The sequence below is a fragment of the Mycobacterium deserti genome, assembly GCF_025345615.1.
Classification (GTDB): domain Bacteria; phylum Actinomycetota; class Actinomycetes; order Mycobacteriales; family Mycobacteriaceae; genus Mycobacterium; species Mycobacterium deserti.
Genome location: NZ_JAODWD010000003.1, coordinates 860,738 through 880,823, shown reverse-complemented (window position 1 = coordinate 880,823; position 20,086 = coordinate 860,738). Strand labels below are relative to the sequence as shown.

The window sequence follows — 20,086 nt, the reverse complement described above, 5'->3', positions numbered from 1 at the left end:
ATGTCTTCTCCAGTGCTGTCGACGTACCGGCTGCAGATGCGCGGTGACAACTTCACCCTGGCCGATGCCGAAGATCTCGTTGATTACCTTGACACTCTTGGTGTTTCGCACCTCTACCTGTCACCGATCCTGACGGCCGCCGAGGGCTCGACGCACGGCTACGACGTCACCGACCCCACCTCGGTTTCGGCCGCACTTGGCGGACCCGAGGGACTCGCGAGCCTGGCCGCGGCGGCGAAGGCCAGGGGCATGGGACTGGTCGTCGACATCGTGCCCAACCACGTCGGTGTCGACGATCCGAAGCAGAACCCGTGGTGGTGGGACGTTCTGCAGAACGGCCGGACCTCGCCCTACGCAACCTATTTCGACATCGACTGGGATCTCGACCCCGACGGCCGGGTCGTGTTGCCTGTCCTGGGCGACGACGGGGATGACGCTCCCCCGAACTATCCCGAGGACCAGACCCATTACCGGCCCATCGGTTGGCGCAACGGGATCTGTGGCTATCGGCGCTTCTTCTCGATCACCTCGCTAGCGGGACTGCGCCAAGAGGACCGCGCGGTGTTCGACGCCACCCATGCCGAGGTGAAGCGGTGGTTCACGGAGGGACTCGTCGACGGTCTGCGCATCGACCATCCGGACGGATTGTCCGATCCCGCCGGGTACCTACGGTGGCTACGCGAACTCGTCGGTCCACAGGCCTGGATCGTGATCGAGAAGATCCTCGCCGTCGGCGAACCGCTGGATCCGACGCTGCCGGTCGCGGGCACCACCGGATACGACGCGCTGCGCGAAATCGGCGGCGTCTTCGTCGATCCCGCGGGCGAGGGACCTCTGACCAACCTGTTCGGCTCGACCGGGGCATCGTATCGGGCGATGCCCGACCTGGCGCGCCTACTGAAGGCCGAGGCCGTCACCGAAACGCTGCGCAGCGAGCTGGGCCGCCTGCACCGGACGATCACGGCCGCCACCGGCGCCGATCATCCGGAGCTACCAGAGGCTCTCGCCACACTGATCAGCCATGTCGAGGTCTACCGGTCCGACTACCCGTCACTGTCGGCGGTGCTGCCCATGGCGCTGGCCGAAGCTGGAGCCGAGCGGCCGGAGTTGGCCAACCCGCTGGCGATCATCGCCACGGCATTGGCCGTGAGCACCGAAACCGCGGTTCGTCTGCAACAGCTGTGCGGCGCCGCGACGGCGAAATCCATGGAGGACTGCCTCTTCTACCGCGACGCGCGGCTCGTCTCCCTCAACGAAGTAGGCGGTGAGCCACAGCATTTCGGTGTCAGCGTCGCAGAGTTCCACCAGCGCGCTGCGGTCCGCGCCGAGATGTGGCCGCATGCGATGGTCACATTGTCCACCCACGACACCAAGCGCGGCGAGGATGTCCGCGCGCGGATCGGGGTGCTGTCGCAGGTGCCGTCTCTGTGGGCCGAGCTGGTCGGCAAATGGGCGCTGGCCGCACCGCCTCCGGATTCCGGCACCGGACTTTTCCTGTGGCAGAACATGTTCGGCGTGTGGCCGGTTGACGGCGAGATCACCGCCGAGTTGCGGGAACGGCTGCACGCCTACACCGAGAAGGCCATCAGAGAAGCCGCGGTCCGCACGACGTGGAACGATCCGGATGACGAGTTCGAGTCGGCCGTGCACGCGTGGCTCGACACCGTCCTCGACGGACCCGTGGCTGCCGAGATGACGTCGCTGGTCGCCAGGCTGGACCTGCACGCCCGCAGCGATGCGCTGGGCCAGAAGCTGATCGCACTGACGGCGCCCGGAATACCGGACGTGTACCAGGGCACGGAAATGTGGGAGGACAGCCTCGTCGATCCCGACAACCGGCGGCCCGTGGACTATGCCGCCAGGCGCGAAGCATTGAAGTCGTTGCGGCACCCCAAGATGCGGGTCGTATCCGCGGCACTGCAGCTGCGGCGCGACCGGCCTGAGAGTTTCACCGGAGGCGGCTACACGCCGGTGCTGGCGACCGGCCCCGCCGCCGAGCACGCGGTGGCCTTCCTGCGTGGCAGTGACGTGCTGACCGCGGTCAGCAGGCACACCGTGCTGCTCAGCGAGACCGGCTGGGGTGATACCGCGTTGCCGCTGCCCCCCGGTGTATGGACCGACCGTGTCAGCGGCAAGCAGCTGCGCGGCGAGGTCATGGCCGTCGAGTTGTTCGCCGACCTTCCCGTCGCGCTGCTGGAGCGCACCGATGGCTGAATTCAGCGTTTGGGCGCCGCGTCCGGAACGCGTGCGGCTTGATGTCGAAGGCACGCTGCACGACATGGTGCGCAGCGATGACGACTGGTGGCGCGCCGAGGTGGACGCGCGGCCCGACGCGCGGTACGGGTTCGTGCTCGACGATGACCCCAAGGTCCTGCCCGACCCGCGCTCTGCGCGTCAGCCCGACGGTGTGCACGAACGTTCGCAGCTGTGGCGACCCGATCCGGACGTGTGGTCCGACGCCGGATGGGCGGGCCGATCCATCGAGGGTGGGGTGATCTACGAGCTGCACATCGGGACGTTCACGCCGGACGGCACTCTCGACTCAGCGATCGAAAAGCTGGACTATCTGGTCGATCTCGGCGTAGACCTCGTCGAGCTCATGCCGGTCAACGCGTTCGGAGGGACGCACGGCTGGGGCTACGACGGCGTGCTGTGGTACGCGGTACACGAACCGTACGGCGGCCCTGACGCGTTGGTCCGGTTCGTCGACGCCTGCCACAGTCGCGGACTCGGGGTGCTGATCGACGCGGTGTTCAACCACCTCGGTCCGTCGGGCAATTACCTGCCGAAGTACGGGCCGTATCTGTCGACGGGCAGCAACCCGTGGGGCGAGTCGATCAACATCGCCGACGCCGACGCCGACGAGGTCCGTCGCTACATCATCGACTGTGCCCTGCGCTGGATGCGCGACTTCCACGCCGACGGCCTTCGGCTCGACGCGGTGCACGCCTTGGTCGATACGACAGCCATCCACATTCTCGAGGAGTTGTCCGCCGAAACCGATTCGCTGGCCCGAGAATTGGGAAGGCCGCTGTCGTTGGTCGCCGAGAGCGACCTCAACGACCCGCGGCTGATCACGCCCCGTGATCGAGGCGGGCTCGGGATGACGGCGCAGTGGGACGACGACATCCACCACGCGATCCACGCGGCGGTGTCCGGCGAGCGGCAGGGGTACTACGGCGACTTCGGCTCGCTGGAGTCCCTGGCGAGCACGCTGAAGAACGGTTACTTCCACGCAGGAACGTACTCGTCGTTCCGCCATCGTCGCCACGGCAGGCCGCTGGACACCTCCACCATTCCGGCGACCCGGCTCCTTGCCTACACCCTGACCCACGACCAGGTGGGAAACCGGGCGATCGGTGACCGTCCATCGCAGAACCTGACGTCGGGCCAGCTCGCTGTCAAAGCCGCCCTCGCTCTCGGCTCGCCCTATACCGCCATGCTATTCATGGGTGAGGAATGGGCGTCGTCGTCGCCGTTCCAGTTCTTCAGCAGCCACCCCGAACCCGAGCTGGCAAGGGCTACGGCGGAGGGTCGAAAGCGTGAGTTCGCCGAACACGGGTGGGACGCCGACGAAATCCCCGACCCGCAGGATCCGGCGACCTTCGAACGGTCGAAGCTGAACTGGGACGAGGTCGACGACGGCGACCACGGCCGGCTACGCCACATCTACCGCGAACTGATCGCGTTGCGGCACAACGAGGCCGATCTGGCCGATCCCTGGCTGGAACACCTGCAGGTCGACTACGACGAGCCGCAGCAGTGGATCGTCATGCGTCGCGGCGTGTTCGCCGTCGCATGCAACCTCGGCCCCGAATCGGTCGAGGTGCCGGTAACCGGCGAGGTCGTGCTGTCCTGGGGTGAGCCAAGCGTCGGAGCGAATTCGACGCGACTGGACGGTCACTCGTTCGCAATAATCCGCGCCACCGACTGAGCCCAGGCACGCACCGTCGTGCAGTAAGCCTCGGCGTGTTGCGCGTCGACGTCAGCGATCGTCAGCGGCCAACCGCCAGTCAGGGCGAGCGGGGGCGCCACGCCACGCCGCGTGACGCGCTGCGCACCGTCGGTCCACGCACGAAGCCGGTGTTTCTCGGTCTCACCGGGCGGCCGGTCAAGGTGCTCCAACACGAAATCTGCCATGTGAGAAGCCATCTCGTCGGTGTATGCGTTGTGCTGGAGCATGTAAGCACCGACGGTCAGATGGTGCACGATTCCGAAGCCGGGATCGGTGAAGTCGCGGACGAGGCACTCGTGGAAGGTGGCCTCGCAGTCATCGACCCCGCAGTGCGGACACTCGTTCATGGCGCCTAGAGCAGGTAGCGATACGCCGGTGAGCCGGGTTCGAGTTCCTCGACATGAATGTCGGACGCGTGCATTCGTTCGAGCAGGCCCTCCAGGTCCGCCGCCGAGCTCAGCTCGATCCCTACCAGCGCCTCACCGGTTTCTCGGTTGTTGCGCTTGACGTACTCGAACAACGTGATGTCATCGCCGGGGCCGAGCACGGTGTCGAGGAACCGCCGCAGCGCACCTGGCTCCTGCGGGAAGTCGACCAGGAAGTAATGCTTGAGGCCCAGGTGCACCAGCGACCGCTCGAGCACCTCGTTGTAGCGCGAGACGTCGTTGTTGCCGCCCGAGATCACGCAAACCACAGTCGAACCCGGCGCCACACCGGCTTCCATCAGCGCCGCCACCGACAACGCGCCCGCCGGCTCGGCGATGATGCCGTCGTTCTGGTACAGGTCGAGCATCGCAGTGCACACGGCGCCCTCGTCGACCGTGGTGATGGACACCATGTCGCCCGCGGCCGCCAGCGCGGCATACGGCAGGGCGCCTGCCCGGTTCACCGCGGCACCGTCGACGAACTGGTCGACCTCGCTCAACGTCACCGGTTGGCCCGCGGCCAGCGCGGCCATCATGGCCGCCGCGCCCGCCGGTTCGACGCCCAGCACCGAGGTGTTGGTCGTCCGCTCGGCCAGGTAAGTCGTGATGCCCGCGATGCAGCCACCGCCGCCGACGGGAACGATCACCAGATCCGGTTCACGGTCGAGCTGGTCGAGGACCTCGGCGGCGATCGTGCCCTGACCGGCCATCGTGCGCAGGTCGTCATACGGCGGAACCAGGGTGGCACCGGTACGCGCGACGTCCGCGAGTGCCGCGGCCGCCGCATCGTCGTAGGTCCTGCCTCCGACGATCAGCTCGATGAACTCCCGACCGTGATAGCGAATCCGGTCGCGCTTCTGCTTCGGGGTCTTTGCAGGCACGTAGACCCGTCCGCGGATACCCATGGATCGGCACGCCATCGCGAAGCCCTGGGCGTGGTTACCGGCCGAGGAGCACACGACACCGGCCGCCAGCTCGTCGGCGGACAATTGCATGAGCAGGTTGTGGGCGCCGCGAAGCTTGTAGGACCGCACGGCCTGGAGGTCCTCGCGCTTCAGGTAAACCGTCGCGCCGGTCGCCTCGGATAGCCGTTCACTGAACTGCAGCGGGCTGCGCGCCACCACGCCGGAAATTCGCTGAGCGGCCTCATCGATGTCAGCCGCGGACAGCGGCGACCGTCGAGGGGTCTGACTCAGTTCAGCGGACACCGCACAATGGTGCCACCAACCTGCGGTTTTCAGGTAATCGGGGTCAGCACGAAGACCGGAATCTGGCGGTCCGTCTTCGTCTGATAATCCGCGTAGTCGGGCCAGGCCTGCACCGCGCGATCCCACCAGATGGCCTTCTCTTCGTCGAAGACCTCACGCGCTTCGTACTCCTTGGTCACGGGACCGTCCTGCAACTCGACGCGAGGATGCGCTTTGACGTTGTAGTACCAAACCGGGTTTTTGGGGGCACCGCCGAGTGAAGCCACGACGGCGTACTGCCCCTCGTGTTCGACGCGCATCAAAGGGGTTTTGCGGACTTTGCCGGTCTTGGCGCCGATCGTCGTCAGCAGGATGAGGGGTTTGCCCTTCATGTCGATGCCGTCGGTGGTGCCGGTCTTGAGGATCTTGTCGGCGTGCTCGCGAACCCAGTCCGACGGGCTCGGCTCGTACGGTCCGGAAAGTGGCATGTGACCAGCTTAAACCCGTTGTGAAAAAGATTACCCTCAGACAGTGTTTCGGTTGCCCGAATCCTCGGTTACGAGCTATCGTTGACTACATGACCACGGCAGGGAACTTCCGCACGACGGCGGCGCGGGTGGCGTGCGACGTCAGCATCGCGGGGGTGCCGTGGCCGGCGTACAAGGTCATCGCGTTGGTCCTGGGCGCTGTGGTGGCGCTGGTGGTCGGCGTGGCGACCGCGACGGCGGCGCAGGCGGTGCTGGCCGGCGCCGCGATCGGGACGCTGACGTGGGTCGCGTTGAGCGCCTACTGTTCCACCTGTCGCTAGTTCTCGATCAACCTGCGCAGCGTCGACAGGTCGGCGGCCACTGCGTGCGCGTCGGCGTCGAAGTCCGCATCTGACATCTCCGGCCGTCGGCGCACGGTGAAGACGACCTCGCACCGAGGTTCACCGACGCCGCCGGGCACCACCCGCAACGGGTTGTAGACCGCCTCCCCCGACGGCAGGCGCACCACGTGGTCCAGTACACCGAACTGGTTCGGCGGCGAGAACTCGACGGTCACCTGGCCCATCGGCGAGTCGGCCACCCACCCGTCCGCGGTCTGGCGCAGTCCTCCGGCGGCCAGTCCGGCGGCCCACCGCGGCCAGGTCTGCGGATCGGCGGCGAACTCGTAGACGGCCTCTGGTGCGGCCTCGATCCATACGCTGATGTGACGGGATTCCATTCCCCCATCGTGACGCAGAAACCATCCCCACCGCCACGCTCGTGTTCACAAGGGCGGTCAGCATTTTGGGCAAGCCGTGCGACGATATGCCGGTGACGCGGCTGCTGACCCTGCTCGGGATCAACGGTGTTCCCGCGGCAGGGTGGTTTCTCGAGCACTGGTCGGCCGGTACGACGCTGGCGGTGTACTGGTTCGAGAACGTGGCTGCGACGCTGTGCATCGCCGTGCTGATCGTCGCTCACCGGCGAGTAACGCCACGGCGCGGGCACTTTCGCTATCAGGCAGCCGACAACAAGGCTTCGAAGGCATCGTCATTCCTGAGCGGATACCTGACCGTGAGCCTCGCCTTTTGCGGGGCACACGGGGTGTTTCTGGGGGCGATCCTCTTTCTGCTCAACCACAATGGCGAGGGAGCGATCGCCGCGGTCAACTGGCGCAGCGTCGCGATCGGCTGCACCATCGTCCTGGTATTGCTCATCGTCGATCTCGCCGTCGACTTGATCCGCGTGCGCAGTTATTCATTCTTGCGCGTCGAGCAGTCGGCGTACCGGGGCCTGGGTCGTGTGGTGGTCGTCCACCTCACGATTGTCTTCGGACTGTTTCTTGCAGCGATCACCGGTGCGCCCAACGCGCTGTTCGGGTTGTTCATCGTGCTCAAGACGCTGTATGCGTTGAGCACTGTTCTGCCGCAGTGGGAACCGGCCCACCCACCACAATGGCTCAGCCGCTTGATGAACCGGATGCCCAACGTGCACCCCGGGGAACGATTCGAGGATTTCTGGACCAAGGACCGGGCCGCTGAAGCGCGGCGTCGCGAGCGCAACGAGGAACCGTGGACCGCGCGACGCTGAAAAGTTAGATGGGTGCGGGTTTGTTGCGTTCGGCGACGGGTGCGGTCGCGCGGCACAGCGTGCGGAACAGGCGGCTGCCCGGATGCGTGTCGTAGGTCGGCAAGTAGCAAACGACAAATACTAGGGTTAAACCCTAGTTCCTCTCGCCAAACCAGCATCTACTCTCCTGCGCAGGGTCGGTGAAAGAGGAGTGATTTTGACATGTTGCGACGCATCGCAGGACCGGTAGCGGCGGCACTGATGTCGGGCGGGATGGCTCTTGCCGCGTGCGGATTAAGCGCCGGAATCGCCCAAGCAGAACCCCTGTATCGATCGGAACCCACCTACGGCACGTGGTGTCCGGGCCAGCGAGTCCCCGGAGGATTCACAGAGGTGAACTGGGACTGGACAGTCTGCCATCAATTCATGACAGTGCCTCGTTACTATCCCGACGGCCGGCCAATGACGATCAAGGGACTGACCACTCGAGATTCCGTCAAGAGCGACTGGTACCCAGTCGCAGGCGAGTGGGACCCCCCTGTGAATTGCGAGGTGCTGGTGCCGGGCCGTAACGATCCGCGATGTGCTCTTGGGTAGTCAGCGGTAGCCGTCAAATCTGCAACGGAACTCAGTTCGGCCCGCCCCAGCCGTCGGGATGACTGTCAACCGGTTGCCCCATCAGAACGTATTAAGCAAGTGGTGGCAGCGATTTGGCTCAGAACGCCAGTGTTCGACGCACAGGGAGCCGGACCGGCCTGATGATTGTCGCGACCGACAGATAGTTACGTCAGAAGGGGTGAGCCGATTTGCTGAGGTTCGCGAAACTGTTGCTCAATCACTGCACTCCTGTGTCCCTACAAAACGATGAGATCGGTATGAGGAAAGGAAACAAATGATCACCACCCACACCATGAGACGAGGAATCGTCGGGTGCACAACAGGTTTGTTGATCTCTGGCGGGCTTGGACTCGCCAGTTTGGGAGCTGGCGTGGCACAGGCAGAGCTGTCGCCTATGCCTCAAGGTGGGCCTCCAGGTTGCGTTGACATGGACGGAACGGGATGCGCAGCCGCTCCTGCGCCAGCCCTACCACCTCCCGGCGCGGTGCCTCCCCCTCCGCCTCCGGCCGCGCCCGCGGCCGCGGCACCTCCACCTCCGTCTGACACCGCGGCGCGTGAAAGGGAAGCTTGCGCGAGAAACCCTGTTTCATGCCATTTCTTTGGCCCATATGGACCGGGCGGCGCGTCCTCATAGGAGGTATGAACAGTACGACCTTGACGTAGCCCATCGTCGGGCATGCCGAATCGTCCATGCAGACGAGACACCGTCCTGGTGGCGCTGATCCTGCCAACCTTCGGCCCACCCGGAAGGGCTGCAGTACGTGGTGACAGCGACTCGCTGCAAAGACTCTTCACTTCACTACTGCATGCGCGCCTACGTCGGCGACAGTCCGCGGGGGACGCAACGTCTGGGGCAGGGCGGCGCCGTGGTTACTAAGAATTTCCCAGCGCATGGCGCACACCCGTAGTCAACAATCAAGATCATCGACCACGGAGGGGTAATCATAATGACGCGACGCGGGATTGTTAGCGGCGCTGGTGTCGCCAGCAACCAGAACAGGCCGGGAACGAGAGGCATTTGATGACCGCCACTCATCGCCGCACCCGGCTGATCGCAGCGGCAGCCGTCGCGTTCGCCGCGCTCCTGGCCACATCTACGGCGGCGAGGGCAACGACACGCTATTAGGCGCGACGACTATCGCTCGGGCGAAGAGGGCAAAGATCGGCTCTACGGCGACGACGGCTCCGACGTCCTGAAGGGCTGGGAGAGATGGGATATCTGCGAAGGCGGCGAAGAAACAGACCGGTTCGAAGCGTTTCCTGGTAGTAGAGATTTTGGCGTTTCGGCCCAACTCGTTCGCCAGCAGGCGATCTCGAAACACACAACACTATGCTTGGCGTGCGATTTTAGCTTGGTGCGCCGTCAGGTTTACGAACCCCGGACCCGGTGATGAAGAGTTGCTGTGCCCGCCATGCCGGCTAGGCCTGATCGGCTGCACCTTCACCGCCGCGCCAGCCACCGCCGCGGCGATCACGGTGCGGGCGGCGATGCCTGCACCTTCGCCGCCGGCGCAGCCGGGTCTGCGCCCGGCTCGGGTTCGCCGTAAAGCCATGCGGCATAACTGCGGCACCGATAAGAAGCGACTGTCAGCCCGCGAACAATCCGTTCAGCTCGCCGAAAGGTGCCGCGGAGGCCAATCCCGCGAATGACCCCTGCTCGGCCACCTCGCGCGAGGCGGCGAGGAACGCACCCCATGCCACCCGCGACAGTGCAGATCCCAGACTCACACGCCGGACGCCGAGTTCGGCGAGGTCGTCCACTCGCAATCCGGTGTCGGATGCCGTCAGCACGTTGACCGGATACGGCCGGACCGCATCGACCAACGTCGCGATGTCGTCACGCGTCCGCAAGCCTGGTGCGTACAACACGTCGGCGCCTGCCTCGGCGAACGCCTGCAGCCGAGAGATGGCCTCGCGCAGAGGATCCGGTTGTCCGTACAGGAAGCACTCGGCGCGCGCGGTCAGCAGCACGTCGGCACCGGACCCGTCGATGGCCGCGCGGGCCGCGCGAATCCGTTCCACCGCGACGGACACAGGGAACAAGGGATCGCCCGGGCGGCCGGTGGCGTCTTCGATCGACAGGCCCGCGACGCCGGCATCCACACAGCGCGCGATGTTGGCCGCCAACCCGTCGAGATCGTCGGCGTAACCCGCCTGGAAGTCCGCGTTGACCGGTAGGTCGGTCGCCGCCACGATCTCGGCGATGTTGTCGAGGACGTCGTCAACGCCGAGCGCCGTCGGTGTGTCCGGCAACCCTCGGGCGAAGCATGCGCCCGCACTGGTGGTGGCCAGCGCCCGAAAACCCATTCCGGCCAACGCGACCGCCGTTCCCGCGTCCCACGGGTTCGGTATGACGAAGCAGCCCTGCTCGTGAAGTCGGCGGAACGTCATCAGCCCAGACAGCCGGGGCCCAGCAGTTCCTTCAGATCGCCCATCAGCGCCGAGGACGGCGTCACGCGCAGCGACGCATCCAACTCCAGCGTGGTGATGCGCTCACCGCTGATCAGTCGCAGATGGACCTGCGACGTGCCCGGGTGCCGGGCCAGCACCTGCTTGAGCGCGCTGACCTTATCGACGGTGCACTGCCGCGTCGGAAGGCTCACGGCAACAGGACGATTCACTTGGGCGCTCGAGAAGTCCGGCACCACAAGCTCATTGGCGATCAACGAAATCCGGTCGTCGCGAATAGCCACCTTCGCCCCGACCAGCACGACGGCGTCGTCGGCGATCTCGCCGCCGAAGGTAGAGTAGGTCTGCGGAAAGAACAGCACCTCGATGCCGCCGGTGAGATCCTCCAATTGCGCGGAGGCCCAAGGCAGACCGTTCTTGTTGACTCGCCGGTTCACCGACGCCAGGATGCCGCCGACCCGCACCTGGGTGTCATTCGGGACGTCGCCGTCGAGAATTGCGGGGATCTGGGTGTCGACCTGGGCAGACAACAGGTGCGCGATGCCGTTGAGCGGATGCCCCGATACGTACAGCCCGAGCATCTCGCGTTCCAATGCCAGCTTGTGCTTGTCGTCCCACTCCTCGTCGGGCACCTTGATGGTGAACACCGCATCGGTGGCGGTATCGGCGCCGCCGAACAGGTCGAACTGGCCCATCGCCTCGGCCTTCTTGGTGCCCAGCACCGAGTCGACTGCGTCGGTGTGCACGAGGAACAACCCCTTGCGCGGATGCCCGAGCGAGTCGAACGCGCCCGCTTTGATCAGCGACTCGGTGACCTTCTTGTTGCAGGCGCCGATGTCGATCTTGTTGAGGTAGTCCGAGAAGTCGACGTACTTGCCTTTATTGGTGCGCGCGTTGATCATTGACGCCACGACGTTGGCGCCGACGTTGCGCACCGCACCCAGGCCGTAGCGGATGTCCTCGCCGACCGAGGCGAAGTTCAGGCTCGACTCGTTGACGTCGGGCGGCAGCACCGTGATGCCGAGCCTGCGGCAGTCGGCGAGGTACACCGCCGCCTTGTCCTTGTCGTCGCCGACGGAGGTGAGCAGGCCCGCCATGTACTCGGCGGGATAGTTGGCTTTGAGGTAGGCCGTCCAGTACGACACCAGGCCGTAGCCCGCGGCGTGCGACTTGTTGAACGCGTAGTCGGCGAACGGGAGCACCGTGTCCCACAGCGCCTTGATCGCCGCCGCGGAGAACCCGTTGTTCTTCATGCCTTCCGAGAAGCCTTCGTACTCCTTGTCGAGTACCTCGCGCTTCTTCTTGCCCATCGCCTTTCGCAGAATGTCTGCTCGTGCCAGCGAGTAGCTGGCCACCTTCTGCGCGATGCGCATGATCTGCTCTTGGTAGACGATCAGGCCGTACGTTTCGGCGAGGATCTCCTCGAGAGGTTCGGCCAGTTCCGGGTGAATCGGTTTGATGGCCTGGCGGTTGTTCTTGCGGTCGGCGTAGTCGTTGTGGGCATTCATGCCCATCGGACCGGGCCGGTACAGCGCGATGACGGCGACGACGTCCTCGAAGCCGGTGGGCTGCATGCGGCGCAGCAGGTCGCGCATCGGTCCGCCGTCGAGCTGGAACACCCCCAACGTGTCGCCGCGACCGAGCAACTCGAAGGTGGCCTTGTCGTCGAGCGGCACCGCATCGAGGTCCAGGTCGATACCGCGGTTGGCTTTGATGTTCTCGATCGCGTCGCCGATGATCGTCAGGTTCCGCAGACCGAGGAAGTCCATCTTCAGCAGGCCGATGTCCTCGCACGACGGGTAGTCCCAGCCGGTGATGACGGCGCCGTCCTGCGGGCGCTTCCACAGCGGGATCGCATCGATCAGCGGCTCGCTGCTCATGATCACCGCGCAGGCGTGCACACCGGAGTTGCGGACCAGGCCCTCGAGGCCGCGTGCCGTCTCGTAGATGGTGCGCACGTCGGGATCGGTGTCGATCAGTCCGCGGACCTCTGCGGCCTCCTTGTACCGCTCATGCTGCGGATCGGTGATGCCCGACAGCGGAATGTCCTTGGCCATGATGGGCGGCGGCAGCGCTTTGGTGATCCGGTCCGCGATGGCGAACCCCGGCTGCCCATAATGCACACGGGCCGAATCCTTCAATGCGGCCTTGGTTTTGATGGTGCCGAAGGTGATGACCTGTGCGACGCGGTCGTGACCCCACTTGTTGGCCGCATAACGCAGCATCTCGCCCCGACGACGGTCGTCGAAGTCGATGTCGATGTCGGGCATCGACATCCGTTCGGGATTCAGGAAGCGCTCGAACAGCAGGCCGTAGGGAATGGGATCGATGTTCGTGATGCCCAGCGCATAGGCCACCAGGGAGCCCGCCGCCGAACCGCGCCCGGGACCCACTCTGATGTCGACCGAACGGGCGTAGTTGATGAGGTCGGCGACGATGAGGAAGTAGGACGGATAGCCCTTGTCGCAGATGACCTTGATTTCGTAGTCGGCCCGCTCCGTGTACTCGCTGGGCACCGCCGTGCCCGGAAACCGCCGCTGCAGGCCCGCCTCGACCTCATGCCGCAGCCACGACGCCGGATCGTGTCCCTCGGGCACCGGGAAGACCGGCATCCGGTCCTTCGGCGTCCAGACCTCGGCATAGGACTGCACACGTTCTGCGATCAACAGCGTGGAGTCGCACGCACCGGGTATCTGGTCGTCCCACAGGGTGCGCATCTCAGCGGCGGACTTGAGGTAGTAGCCGTCGCCGTCGAACTTGAACCGGTTGGGATCCGACAGGGTCTTGCCGGTCTGCACACACAGCAGCGCTTCATGGTTGTGCGCGGCTTCACGGGTCACGTAGTGGCAGTCATTCGTGGCCAGCGGCGGGATGTCGAGCTTTCGCCCGATCTCCAACAGGCCTTCGCGCACTCGGCGTTCGATGTCGAGGCCGTGGTCCATCAACTCGAGGAAGAAGTTGTCCGGTCCGAAGATCTCGCGCCATTTGGCCGCCGATTCGAGCGCCTCGCGCTCGTGGCCGAGCCGCAGCCGGGTCTGCACCTCACCCGACGGACATCCCGTGGTGGCGATGATGCCCGCCGCATGCTCGGCGATGAGTTCGGCGTCCATGCGCGCCCATTTGCCGAGCTGACCCTCGAACGACGCCAGCGACGACAGCTTGAACAGGTTGCGCAGCCCGGTCGCATTCTCGGCGACCATGGTCAGGTGGGTGTAGGAGCCGCTACCCGAGACATCGTCGCTCTTCTGCCCCGGATCGCCCCACAGAATCCGCTTCGTCTCGAACCGCGATGCCGGCGCAATGTAGGCCTCGACACCGATGATGGGCTTGATGCCGACCTCGGTGGCTGCGTTGTAGAACTCGCTGGCGCCGAACATGTTTCCGTGGTCGGTCATGCCGATGGCGGGCATCTCGAGCCGCTGCGCCTCGGCGAGCATCGGCTTGACCTTCGCGGCGCCGTCGAGCATCGAGTATTCGGTGTGGTTATGCAGGTGCACGAAGGACCGCGAAGACGAACCGCTCATAGGGTGGCCAGTCTATGGGCGCGCTCCGACACTTCTCGGCGTGTCGCACTGCGTGTCTTTTGCCTGTCCGCCCGCCGTCGCGGGAGAGGTCGGACGGGCCGGGAGAAATCGGACCTTTTCCTACATCCCGTCCGGCCCGCTTGCGCCCCCCGCCACTGCACCGAGCGGGTAACGGTCGTACTGCGTCGACTCCAGCAATCCGTGCGTGAAAAGCTTGTGGAGTTGCTTGGCTACTGCCATCACATCGTCGCGCCCGTGCACGAATCCGGCGAAGAATCCCATCCCCCAGAACATGGCGAACAACATGTTGACCACTGCGTCGCGCTCGATGTCGGCGGAGATCTCCCCGCGCCGGATCGCGTCGTCGACCATCCAGGCGTAGAACTCCGCGACCGCCCTTGTCGCCGGGGTGTTGCCGCCGCGAAGGCCGGGGTTGCGGTGCAGTTCCATGCGCGAGGTGATGATGAATCTCATGGTCGACCCGTCTTTGAGATCCGACCGCTGAGCGGCAGTCACGAACGCCGACAACTGTTTGAGCATGGTATTTTCCCGCTGCGCTATCGCGATGCAGTCGGAGACCATTGAGTAGGCCTCCTGCAGGAGGCATTCGTAAACCTGCTCTTTGGTGTTGAAGTAGTAGTGCATCGTCGGGCGGGAGAAGCCCGCGCGCTGTGCGATTGCCTGGAAGGTCGCCGCTTCGTACCCGCGTTCGATGATCACTTCGCGTGCCGCGCGCAGGATAGTCGCCCGCGTCTCAGCCGAATCCGACCCGACCGGACGGCCCCGTCCCCGACCAGGCTGCAAATCGCTCCCCACGAGCAAACGCTATGGCATTGCTGCTATGAGGTCAACCATGGGCTGAGCGCATACGCCGCAAAAGGTACTCGGCGACACTCGGGTGCGGGGCGAGGTCGATGGCCCGCCGGTAGGCGGCGACGGCTTCTTCGGTCCGCCCGGCGGCAGCAAGGAGATGCGCGCGCGTCGACCACGCCGGCTGGAACCGTTCGACGGCAGGGTCGGTGATCGCGCCGAGCGCCCGTAGTCCCGCCTCGGGCCCGTCGACTTCGCCGTGGACCGCGGCCGAGGCGACCGCCGCACCCAGCGACGGCGCCGTCCGCAGCAACGCCCGGTGCAATTTCTGCAGGGCGTGGCCGTCGACGCGACCGGTCACCGCTCTTGCACAATGCGCGGACTGGATCGCCGCCTCGTACTGGAATCGACCGGGCGCACCGAACTGATGTGCGCGGCGCAGCATCGTCTCACCACGTTCGATCAGCGCGCGGTCCCAGCGTGCGGGGTCCTGTTCGCCGAGTGGGACGAACGCTCCGTCGGCCGATCGCCTCGCGGGCCGCCGCGACTCGGACAGGCACATCAGCGCGGCGAGGCCGAGGGCCTCCGGTTCATCGGGCAGGAGTTCGGCCACCACGAGCGACAGGTGCATGGCCTCGGCCGACAGCGAATCGATCGGCGCCTCGGATGCCTGCCAGTCGATCGCGTACGCGCCGTAAACGGCTTCCAGCACAGCGGGCAGGCGCTCCGCGAGGTTCGCGCGTTCGGGCAGGACGAACGGGATCCCGGCAGTACGAATGCGCCTCTTGGCCCGCACCAGCCGCTGCGCCATGGTCGCCCGCTGCACCATGAACGCGTCGGCGATCGCGGCCGCTTCGACACCCAGCACCGTCTGCAGCATCAGCGGTGTGCGGACGTTCTCGGCGATTGCGGGATGCGCGCAGACCAACATGAGCTCCAGTCGCCGATCCGGAATGGGTGACGTGTCGTCGTCCAAAGCCACCGGGGCGTGCTGGGTTTCGTCGAGTGGGCCGGTGAGCCGGTGGGCCGACGACTTCCACAGGTCACGCAGCCGGTTGCGGGCGACCGTGAGAATCCAGCCCTCGGGATTGGCGGGTATCCCCTCGTCGGGCCACCTGGCCAGCGCGCGTTCGATCGCGTCGGCCAAGGCGTCCTCGGCGGCGGTGATGTCGCGTGTCGGCGCCGCCAGCACGGCGAGGAGCCGACCGTAGGACGTGCGAGTCAGGTCGGCCACTCGCTGCCGGACGATTACGGCTTGTACCATCCGCGGTCGACCGCGTATGTCGTTGCAACCGGGCGTATTTCGACCGAGCCCCAGCCGTTGGCCGGATTCCGGTGCGCCCATTTCAACGCCTCGTCGAGGTCGTCGACGTCGATCACGAAGATGCCGCCCAGCTTCTCCTTGGTGTCGGCGAACGGACCGTCCTGCACCTCCGGAGCGCCGTTGCGGGCGGTCACCGTGGTGGTGGCGACCACGGATTCGAGCACCTCGGTGTCGACGAGCACTCCGGCAGCTGACAGATCGTCGGCGTAGGCCTTGAAGGCCTCCATCGCGGGAGCCATGTCCTCTTCGGTCAGGCCGACCTCGGAGCCTTCCTGGTAGTGCATCAACAAGCAGTACCGCATGTTCTGCGCCCTTTCTGACGTGGTGTCAAACGCTCATCGCACGAGCGCTTCTCACCGGTATGACGATTCGAGCGAGGCTCGATCGACACGGCCCCGAAAAAACGCGTCGACGGTGAAGACCGCCAGCGCCAGCCAGATCAGGCCGAACCCCAGCCATCGTGCCGGGGGCATCGGCTCATGCCCGACGACCACGCCCCACGTCAGCTGCATGGCGGGCGTCAGATAGAACAGCAGGCCCATCGTGACCATCGGCAGCCGTTGCGCGGCCGCGGCGAAGCACAGCAGCGGCAACGCCGTCAACGCGCCGGACAGGACCATCAGCGCGACGTGGCCACCACCGTGGTGGGCGAACGTGGCGTCGCCGGCGACCTGGAGCACCACGAGGTACGCGAGCGCCAACGGAGTCGCGATCGCGGCTTCGACACCGACGCTGACCCGCGGATCGACGGGCACCACCTTCTTGACCGCGCCGTACAGTCCGAACGACAACGCCAGGCCGAGGCCGATCACCGGCAGGGCCCCGACTTCCACGGTCAACACCACCACCGCACCGACCGCGATCACCAGAGCCACCCACTGCGCGGCGTTGAGGCGCTCGCGAAACAGCACCAGCCCCAGGGCGACCGTCACCAACGGATTGATGAAGTAGCCGAGAGCGGCGTCCACCACGTGGCCGTTGTTGACCGCATAGATGTAAATGACCCAGTTCACCGAGATGAGGGCCGACGCCAACGTCAACAGCAGCCACGTTCGCCCGGTGATCGCGCGCAGATCGCCGAGTCGTCGCACGGCGGCGATCACCACCACCATCAGCAGGAAGCACCACACGATGCGGTGCGCCAAGATCTCAAGCGCGCTGGCGGGTTTCAGCAGCGGGAAGAATGCGGGGAACAGCCCCCACATCCCGTACGCGCCGACGCCGAACAGCAGCCCGGACCTGCGCGCGTCGTTCACAGGTCTTGGTGCCGCAACACGTCAAGGGCGTGTTGAAGATCGGAGGGATATGGGCTGGTGATCTCCACCCGCCTGCCGTCGGCCGGGTGCGCGAACGCCAGCGATCGCGCGTGCAGCCACTGACGTTCCAGGCCGAGCTTTTTGGCCAGCGTCGGGTCTGCGCCGTAGGTCAGATCACCACAACAGGGGTGATGCAGAGCGGCGAAGTGCACGCGAATCTGATGGGTGCGACCGGTTTCCAACTCGACGTCGAGAAGGCTCGCGGCCTGATGCGCCTCGAGAGTGTCGTAGTGGGTGACGCTGTGCCTGCCCTGCTCGGTCACCGCGAACTTCCAGTCGTTACCGCGGTGGCGCCCGATCGGCGCGTCGATGGTTCCGCTCGACGGGTCGGGGTGACCCTGCACCAGAGCGTGGTACTGCTTGTCGATGGTGCGCTGTTTGAACGCGCGCTTAAGCACCGTGTAGGCCCGTTCGGAGAGCGCGACCACCATGACCCCGGAGGTGCCGACGTCGAGCCGGTGCACGATGCCCTGCCGTTCATGGATTCCCGACGTGCTGATCCGAAAGCCGGCAGCGGCCAAGCCGCCGAGCACCGTCGGTCCCTGCCAGCCGACCGTCGCATGGGCCGCGACACCCGGCGGTTTGTCGACCGCGACGATATCGGCGTCCGAGTAGAGAATCGACATACCCTCGATATCGACGGGCGTGTTCTCCACCGGCGCAGGCGCTTCCGGCAGCCGGACCTCCAACCACGCGCCCGCGGTCAACTTGTCCGACTTGCCCGCACGCGCCCCGTCCAGATCGACCCCGCCGTCTTCAGCGAGTGCGGCCGCCGCCGTTCGGGACAGCCCGAGCAGGCGCGCCAGCCCGGCGTCGACACGCATTCCCGCCAGGCCCTCAGGCACCGGCATCGAGCGAGTTGTCACTCGGGTTTGTCCGGCTTGCGCCGCCCTTGGGTGTCGAAGTCGAATCCGAACAACGACAGCGCCACAAGCAGAATCGCGCCGCCGACCACCGACGGGTCGGCGACGTTGAACACCGGCCACCAACCGACGGACAGAAAGTCCACCACGTGCCCGCGCAGCGGACCGGGCGAGCGGAAGAAACGGTCCACCAGGTTTCCCAGCGCACCGCCGAGGATCATTCCGAGTCCGAGCGCCCACCACGGGTTGACCAGCCGCCTACCCATCCAGATGATGCCGATCACCACACCGGTGGCGACCAGCGTGAGCACCCACGTGTAACCGGTGGCCATCGAGAAGGCAGCACCGGAATTGCGGACCAGCGTCCAGGTGACGGTGTCACCGATGATCGACACGGGCTGGCCGGGGGTCAGCCACCGGACGGCGAGCACCTTGGTGACGATGTCGAGCGCCAGCACCACCGCCGCAACGCTCAGCAGCAGCCGCAACCGCCGCCTCACCGCAGGTGGTGGCGCTTCGGGCTCGGTCACGGGGTCCGCCGATCCCGACGATTGCTCAGTCACTCCCCCATCATCCCAAAGCTTCCGATGAGCGAGAATTCCCCCATGGGGCGGCTTGTCGTGATCACCACCGGCGGCACGATCGCCACCAGCACCGGTGCCGACGGCGTGAAGCGGCCCACGCGCACTGGTGCGGACCTGACGTCCGGCCTGAACGCCGAGGTCGTCGACGTGATGTCGATGGACAGCTCGATGCTCACACCGGCCGACTGGGACCGCATGCGGGCAGCGATCACGGCGGCCGACGCCGACGGCGTGGTGCTCACCCACGGCACCGACACGCTGGAAGAGACGGCACTCTGGCTCGAGCTGACCTACAACGGCGCCGCTCCCGTGGTCATCACCGGCGCGCAGCGCAGCGCCGACGCGCCGGACGCCGACGGGCCGACCAATCTGCGCGATGCGCTGACCGTGGCGGCCAGTCCGCAGGCGCGCGAACTCGGTGTGCTGGTGAGCTTCGCGCATACGGTGTGGCAGCCGCTGGGCCTGCAGAAAATCGCCACAGCGGATCTACGCGGCTTCACCGGCGCGGCGGTGGGCGGGGTGGCCGACGGGCGGTTCGACCTCCGATTGGGCAAGCGACGTCCGTTTCTGGGCGCGTCGGCGGCCTCGGCGGCCCCACGAGTGGACGTCATCGCGGTGTACCCCGGCAGCGACGCCATTGCGATGGACGCCTGCGTGGCCGCTGGGGCTCGCGCACTCGTGCTGGAGGCGCTCGGCTCGGGCAATGCGGGTCCGGCGGTGGTCGAGGGCGTGCGCCGACACTGCCGCCACGGTGTGACGGTCGCGGTGTCGACGCGGGTGCCCGGCGGGCGGGTCAGCCCCGGTTACGGGCCGGGGCGCGATATGGCCAATGCTGGGGCGCTCTTCATGCCGAGGCTGCGGCCACCGCAAGCCAGAGTGCTCCTGATGGCCGCGTTGGCGGCGGGTTCGGCCATCCCCGACGTGGTCGCGCAGTGGGGCTGATAGAGAGGAACCGAGTACCGGCACTCGGACACCGCGTCGTTCACCCGTGACGTCAACGTCCTTCCCAAGGGCTACCCCCTCGAGAACTGGGGT

Annotated in this window: 17 protein-coding genes; 5 read left to right on the top strand and 12 right to left on the bottom strand. The window is 66.1% G+C overall.

The window, feature by feature from the left end:
- Entirely contained in the window at window positions 1-2,214 is a 2,214-nt protein-coding gene (gene treY / locus N4S67_RS15655) for a malto-oligosyltrehalose synthase (RefSeq protein WP_260993871.1), read from the top strand.
- On the top strand, window positions 2,207-3,934 hold the full coding sequence (gene treZ / locus N4S67_RS15650) for a malto-oligosyltrehalose trehalohydrolase (RefSeq protein WP_260993870.1): 1,728 nt from the start codon (window positions 2,207-2,209) through the stop codon (window positions 3,932-3,934). The genes treY and treZ overlap by 8 nt, the downstream gene beginning before the upstream one ends.
- Here treZ and N4S67_RS15645 read toward each other — a convergent pair.
- From N4S67_RS15645 to N4S67_RS15635, 3 genes are read right to left on the bottom strand one after another with little or no spacing between them, the layout of a single operon-like run.
- Window positions 3,901-4,302, bottom strand: coding sequence for a DUF5946 family protein (locus N4S67_RS15645; protein WP_260993869.1), 402 nt, complete (start codon window positions 4,300-4,302; stop codon window positions 3,901-3,903). The two genes, treZ and N4S67_RS15645, sit on opposite strands and share 34 nt — an antisense overlap.
- A gap of 5 nt (window positions 4,303-4,307) precedes the next feature.
- Complete coding sequence (gene ilvA / locus N4S67_RS15640) at window positions 4,308-5,588, bottom strand: threonine ammonia-lyase IlvA (protein WP_260993868.1); 1,281 nt, start codon at window positions 5,586-5,588, stop codon at window positions 4,308-4,310.
- 29 nt (window positions 5,589-5,617) lie between these two features.
- Complete coding sequence (locus N4S67_RS15635; RefSeq protein WP_260993867.1) at window positions 5,618-6,055, bottom strand: nitroreductase family deazaflavin-dependent oxidoreductase; 438 nt, start codon at window positions 6,053-6,055, stop codon at window positions 5,618-5,620.
- Between the two features lie 89 nt (window positions 6,056-6,144).
- Between N4S67_RS15635 and N4S67_RS15630 the strand changes: the two genes are divergently transcribed.
- A complete protein-coding gene (locus N4S67_RS15630) occupies window positions 6,145-6,375 on the top strand; it encodes a hypothetical protein (protein WP_260993866.1) in 231 nt (76 codons plus the stop codon).
- On the opposite strand, the gene N4S67_RS15625 is transcribed toward N4S67_RS15630, so the two are convergent.
- A complete protein-coding gene (locus N4S67_RS15625) occupies window positions 6,372-6,773 on the bottom strand; it encodes an SRPBCC family protein (protein WP_260993865.1) in 402 nt (133 codons plus the stop codon). The genes N4S67_RS15630 and N4S67_RS15625 overlap by 4 nt on opposite strands.
- Window positions 6,774-6,859: 86 nt before the next feature.
- Here N4S67_RS15625 and N4S67_RS15620 point away from each other — a divergent pair, with 86 nt between their 5' ends.
- Window positions 6,860-7,624 (top strand): DUF6498-containing protein, encoded by a 765-nt coding sequence (locus N4S67_RS15620; protein WP_260993864.1) that lies wholly within the window; start codon window positions 6,860-6,862, stop codon window positions 7,622-7,624.
- 2,184 nt (window positions 7,625-9,808) lie between these two features.
- Here the strand turns inward: N4S67_RS15620 and N4S67_RS15615 are convergent.
- The 8 genes from N4S67_RS15615 to lspA form a co-directional block, all read right to left on the bottom strand.
- On the bottom strand, window positions 9,809-10,612 hold the full coding sequence (locus N4S67_RS15615) for an isocitrate lyase/PEP mutase family protein (protein WP_260993863.1): 804 nt from the start codon (window positions 10,610-10,612) through the stop codon (window positions 9,809-9,811).
- Complete coding sequence (dnaE, locus tag N4S67_RS15610) at window positions 10,612-14,154, bottom strand: DNA polymerase III subunit alpha (RefSeq protein WP_260993862.1); 3,543 nt, start codon at window positions 14,152-14,154, stop codon at window positions 10,612-10,614. The genes N4S67_RS15615 and dnaE overlap by 1 nt, the downstream gene beginning before the upstream one ends.
- Before the next feature lie 120 nt (window positions 14,155-14,274).
- A complete protein-coding gene (locus tag N4S67_RS15605) occupies window positions 14,275-14,970 on the bottom strand; it encodes a TetR/AcrR family transcriptional regulator (protein WP_260993861.1) in 696 nt (231 codons plus the stop codon).
- Window positions 14,971-15,001: 31 nt separating this feature from the next.
- A complete protein-coding gene (locus tag N4S67_RS15600) occupies window positions 15,002-16,228 on the bottom strand; it encodes an RNA polymerase sigma factor (RefSeq protein WP_260993860.1) in 1,227 nt (408 codons plus the stop codon).
- Window positions 16,213-16,590, bottom strand: a complete 378-nt coding sequence (locus N4S67_RS15595; protein WP_260993859.1) for a YciI family protein — start codon at window positions 16,588-16,590, stop codon at window positions 16,213-16,215. The genes N4S67_RS15600 and N4S67_RS15595 overlap by 16 nt, the downstream gene beginning before the upstream one ends.
- Before the next feature lie 51 nt (window positions 16,591-16,641).
- On the bottom strand, window positions 16,642-17,544 hold the full coding sequence (rarD, locus tag N4S67_RS15590) for an EamA family transporter RarD (RefSeq protein ID WP_260993858.1): 903 nt from the start codon (window positions 17,542-17,544) through the stop codon (window positions 16,642-16,644).
- The gene (locus N4S67_RS15585) at window positions 17,541-18,470 is read right to left on the bottom strand and encodes an RluA family pseudouridine synthase (protein ID WP_260993857.1); all 930 of its coding nucleotides are present in this window, start codon (window positions 18,468-18,470) and stop codon (window positions 17,541-17,543) included. The genes rarD and N4S67_RS15585 overlap by 4 nt, the downstream gene beginning before the upstream one ends.
- A complete protein-coding gene (gene lspA, locus N4S67_RS15580) occupies window positions 18,467-19,030 on the bottom strand; it encodes a signal peptidase II (RefSeq protein ID WP_260993856.1) in 564 nt (187 codons plus the stop codon). Before lspA ends, N4S67_RS15585 begins: the two co-directional genes overlap by 4 nt.
- Window positions 19,031-19,072: 42 nt before the next feature.
- Here lspA and N4S67_RS15575 point away from each other — a divergent pair, with 42 nt between their 5' ends.
- A complete protein-coding gene (locus N4S67_RS15575; RefSeq protein WP_260993855.1) occupies window positions 19,073-19,993 on the top strand; it encodes an asparaginase in 921 nt (306 codons plus the stop codon).
- Window positions 19,994-20,086: the final 93 nt, after the last annotated feature.

What these genes read in the sequence shown, in the direction of transcription:
- treY (WP_260993871.1), top strand. Translation starts at nt 1, where the DNA reads ATGTCTTCTCCAGTGCTGTCGACGTACCGGCTGCAGATGCGCGGTGAC.
- treZ (WP_260993870.1), top strand. Translation starts at nt 2,207, where the DNA reads ATGGCTGAATTCAGCGTTTGGGCGCCGCGTCCGGAACGCGTGCGGCTT.
- N4S67_RS15645 (WP_260993869.1), bottom strand. Translation starts at nt 4,302, where the DNA reads ATGAACGAGTGTCCGCACTGCGGGGTCGATGACTGCGAGGCCACCTTC.
- N4S67_RS15635 (WP_260993867.1), bottom strand. Translation starts at nt 6,055, where the DNA reads ATGCCACTTTCCGGACCGTACGAGCCGAGCCCGTCGGACTGGGTTCGC.
- N4S67_RS15630 (WP_260993866.1), top strand. Translation starts at nt 6,145, where the DNA reads ATGACCACGGCAGGGAACTTCCGCACGACGGCGGCGCGGGTGGCGTGC.
- N4S67_RS15625 (WP_260993865.1), bottom strand. Translation starts at nt 6,773, where the DNA reads ATGGAATCCCGTCACATCAGCGTATGGATCGAGGCCGCACCAGAGGCC.
- N4S67_RS15620 (WP_260993864.1), top strand. Translation starts at nt 6,860, where the DNA reads ATGCCGGTGACGCGGCTGCTGACCCTGCTCGGGATCAACGGTGTTCCC.
- N4S67_RS15615 (WP_260993863.1), bottom strand. Translation starts at nt 10,612, where the DNA reads ATGACGTTCCGCCGACTTCACGAGCAGGGCTGCTTCGTCATACCGAAC.
- dnaE (WP_260993862.1), bottom strand. Translation starts at nt 14,154, where the DNA reads ATGAGCGGTTCGTCTTCGCGGTCCTTCGTGCACCTGCATAACCACACC.
- N4S67_RS15600 (WP_260993860.1), bottom strand. Translation starts at nt 16,228, where the DNA reads ATGGTACAAGCCGTAATCGTCCGGCAGCGAGTGGCCGACCTGACTCGC.
- N4S67_RS15595 (WP_260993859.1), bottom strand. Translation starts at nt 16,590, where the DNA reads ATGCGGTACTGCTTGTTGATGCACTACCAGGAAGGCTCCGAGGTCGGC.
- N4S67_RS15575 (WP_260993855.1), top strand. Translation starts at nt 19,073, where the DNA reads ATGGGGCGGCTTGTCGTGATCACCACCGGCGGCACGATCGCCACCAGC.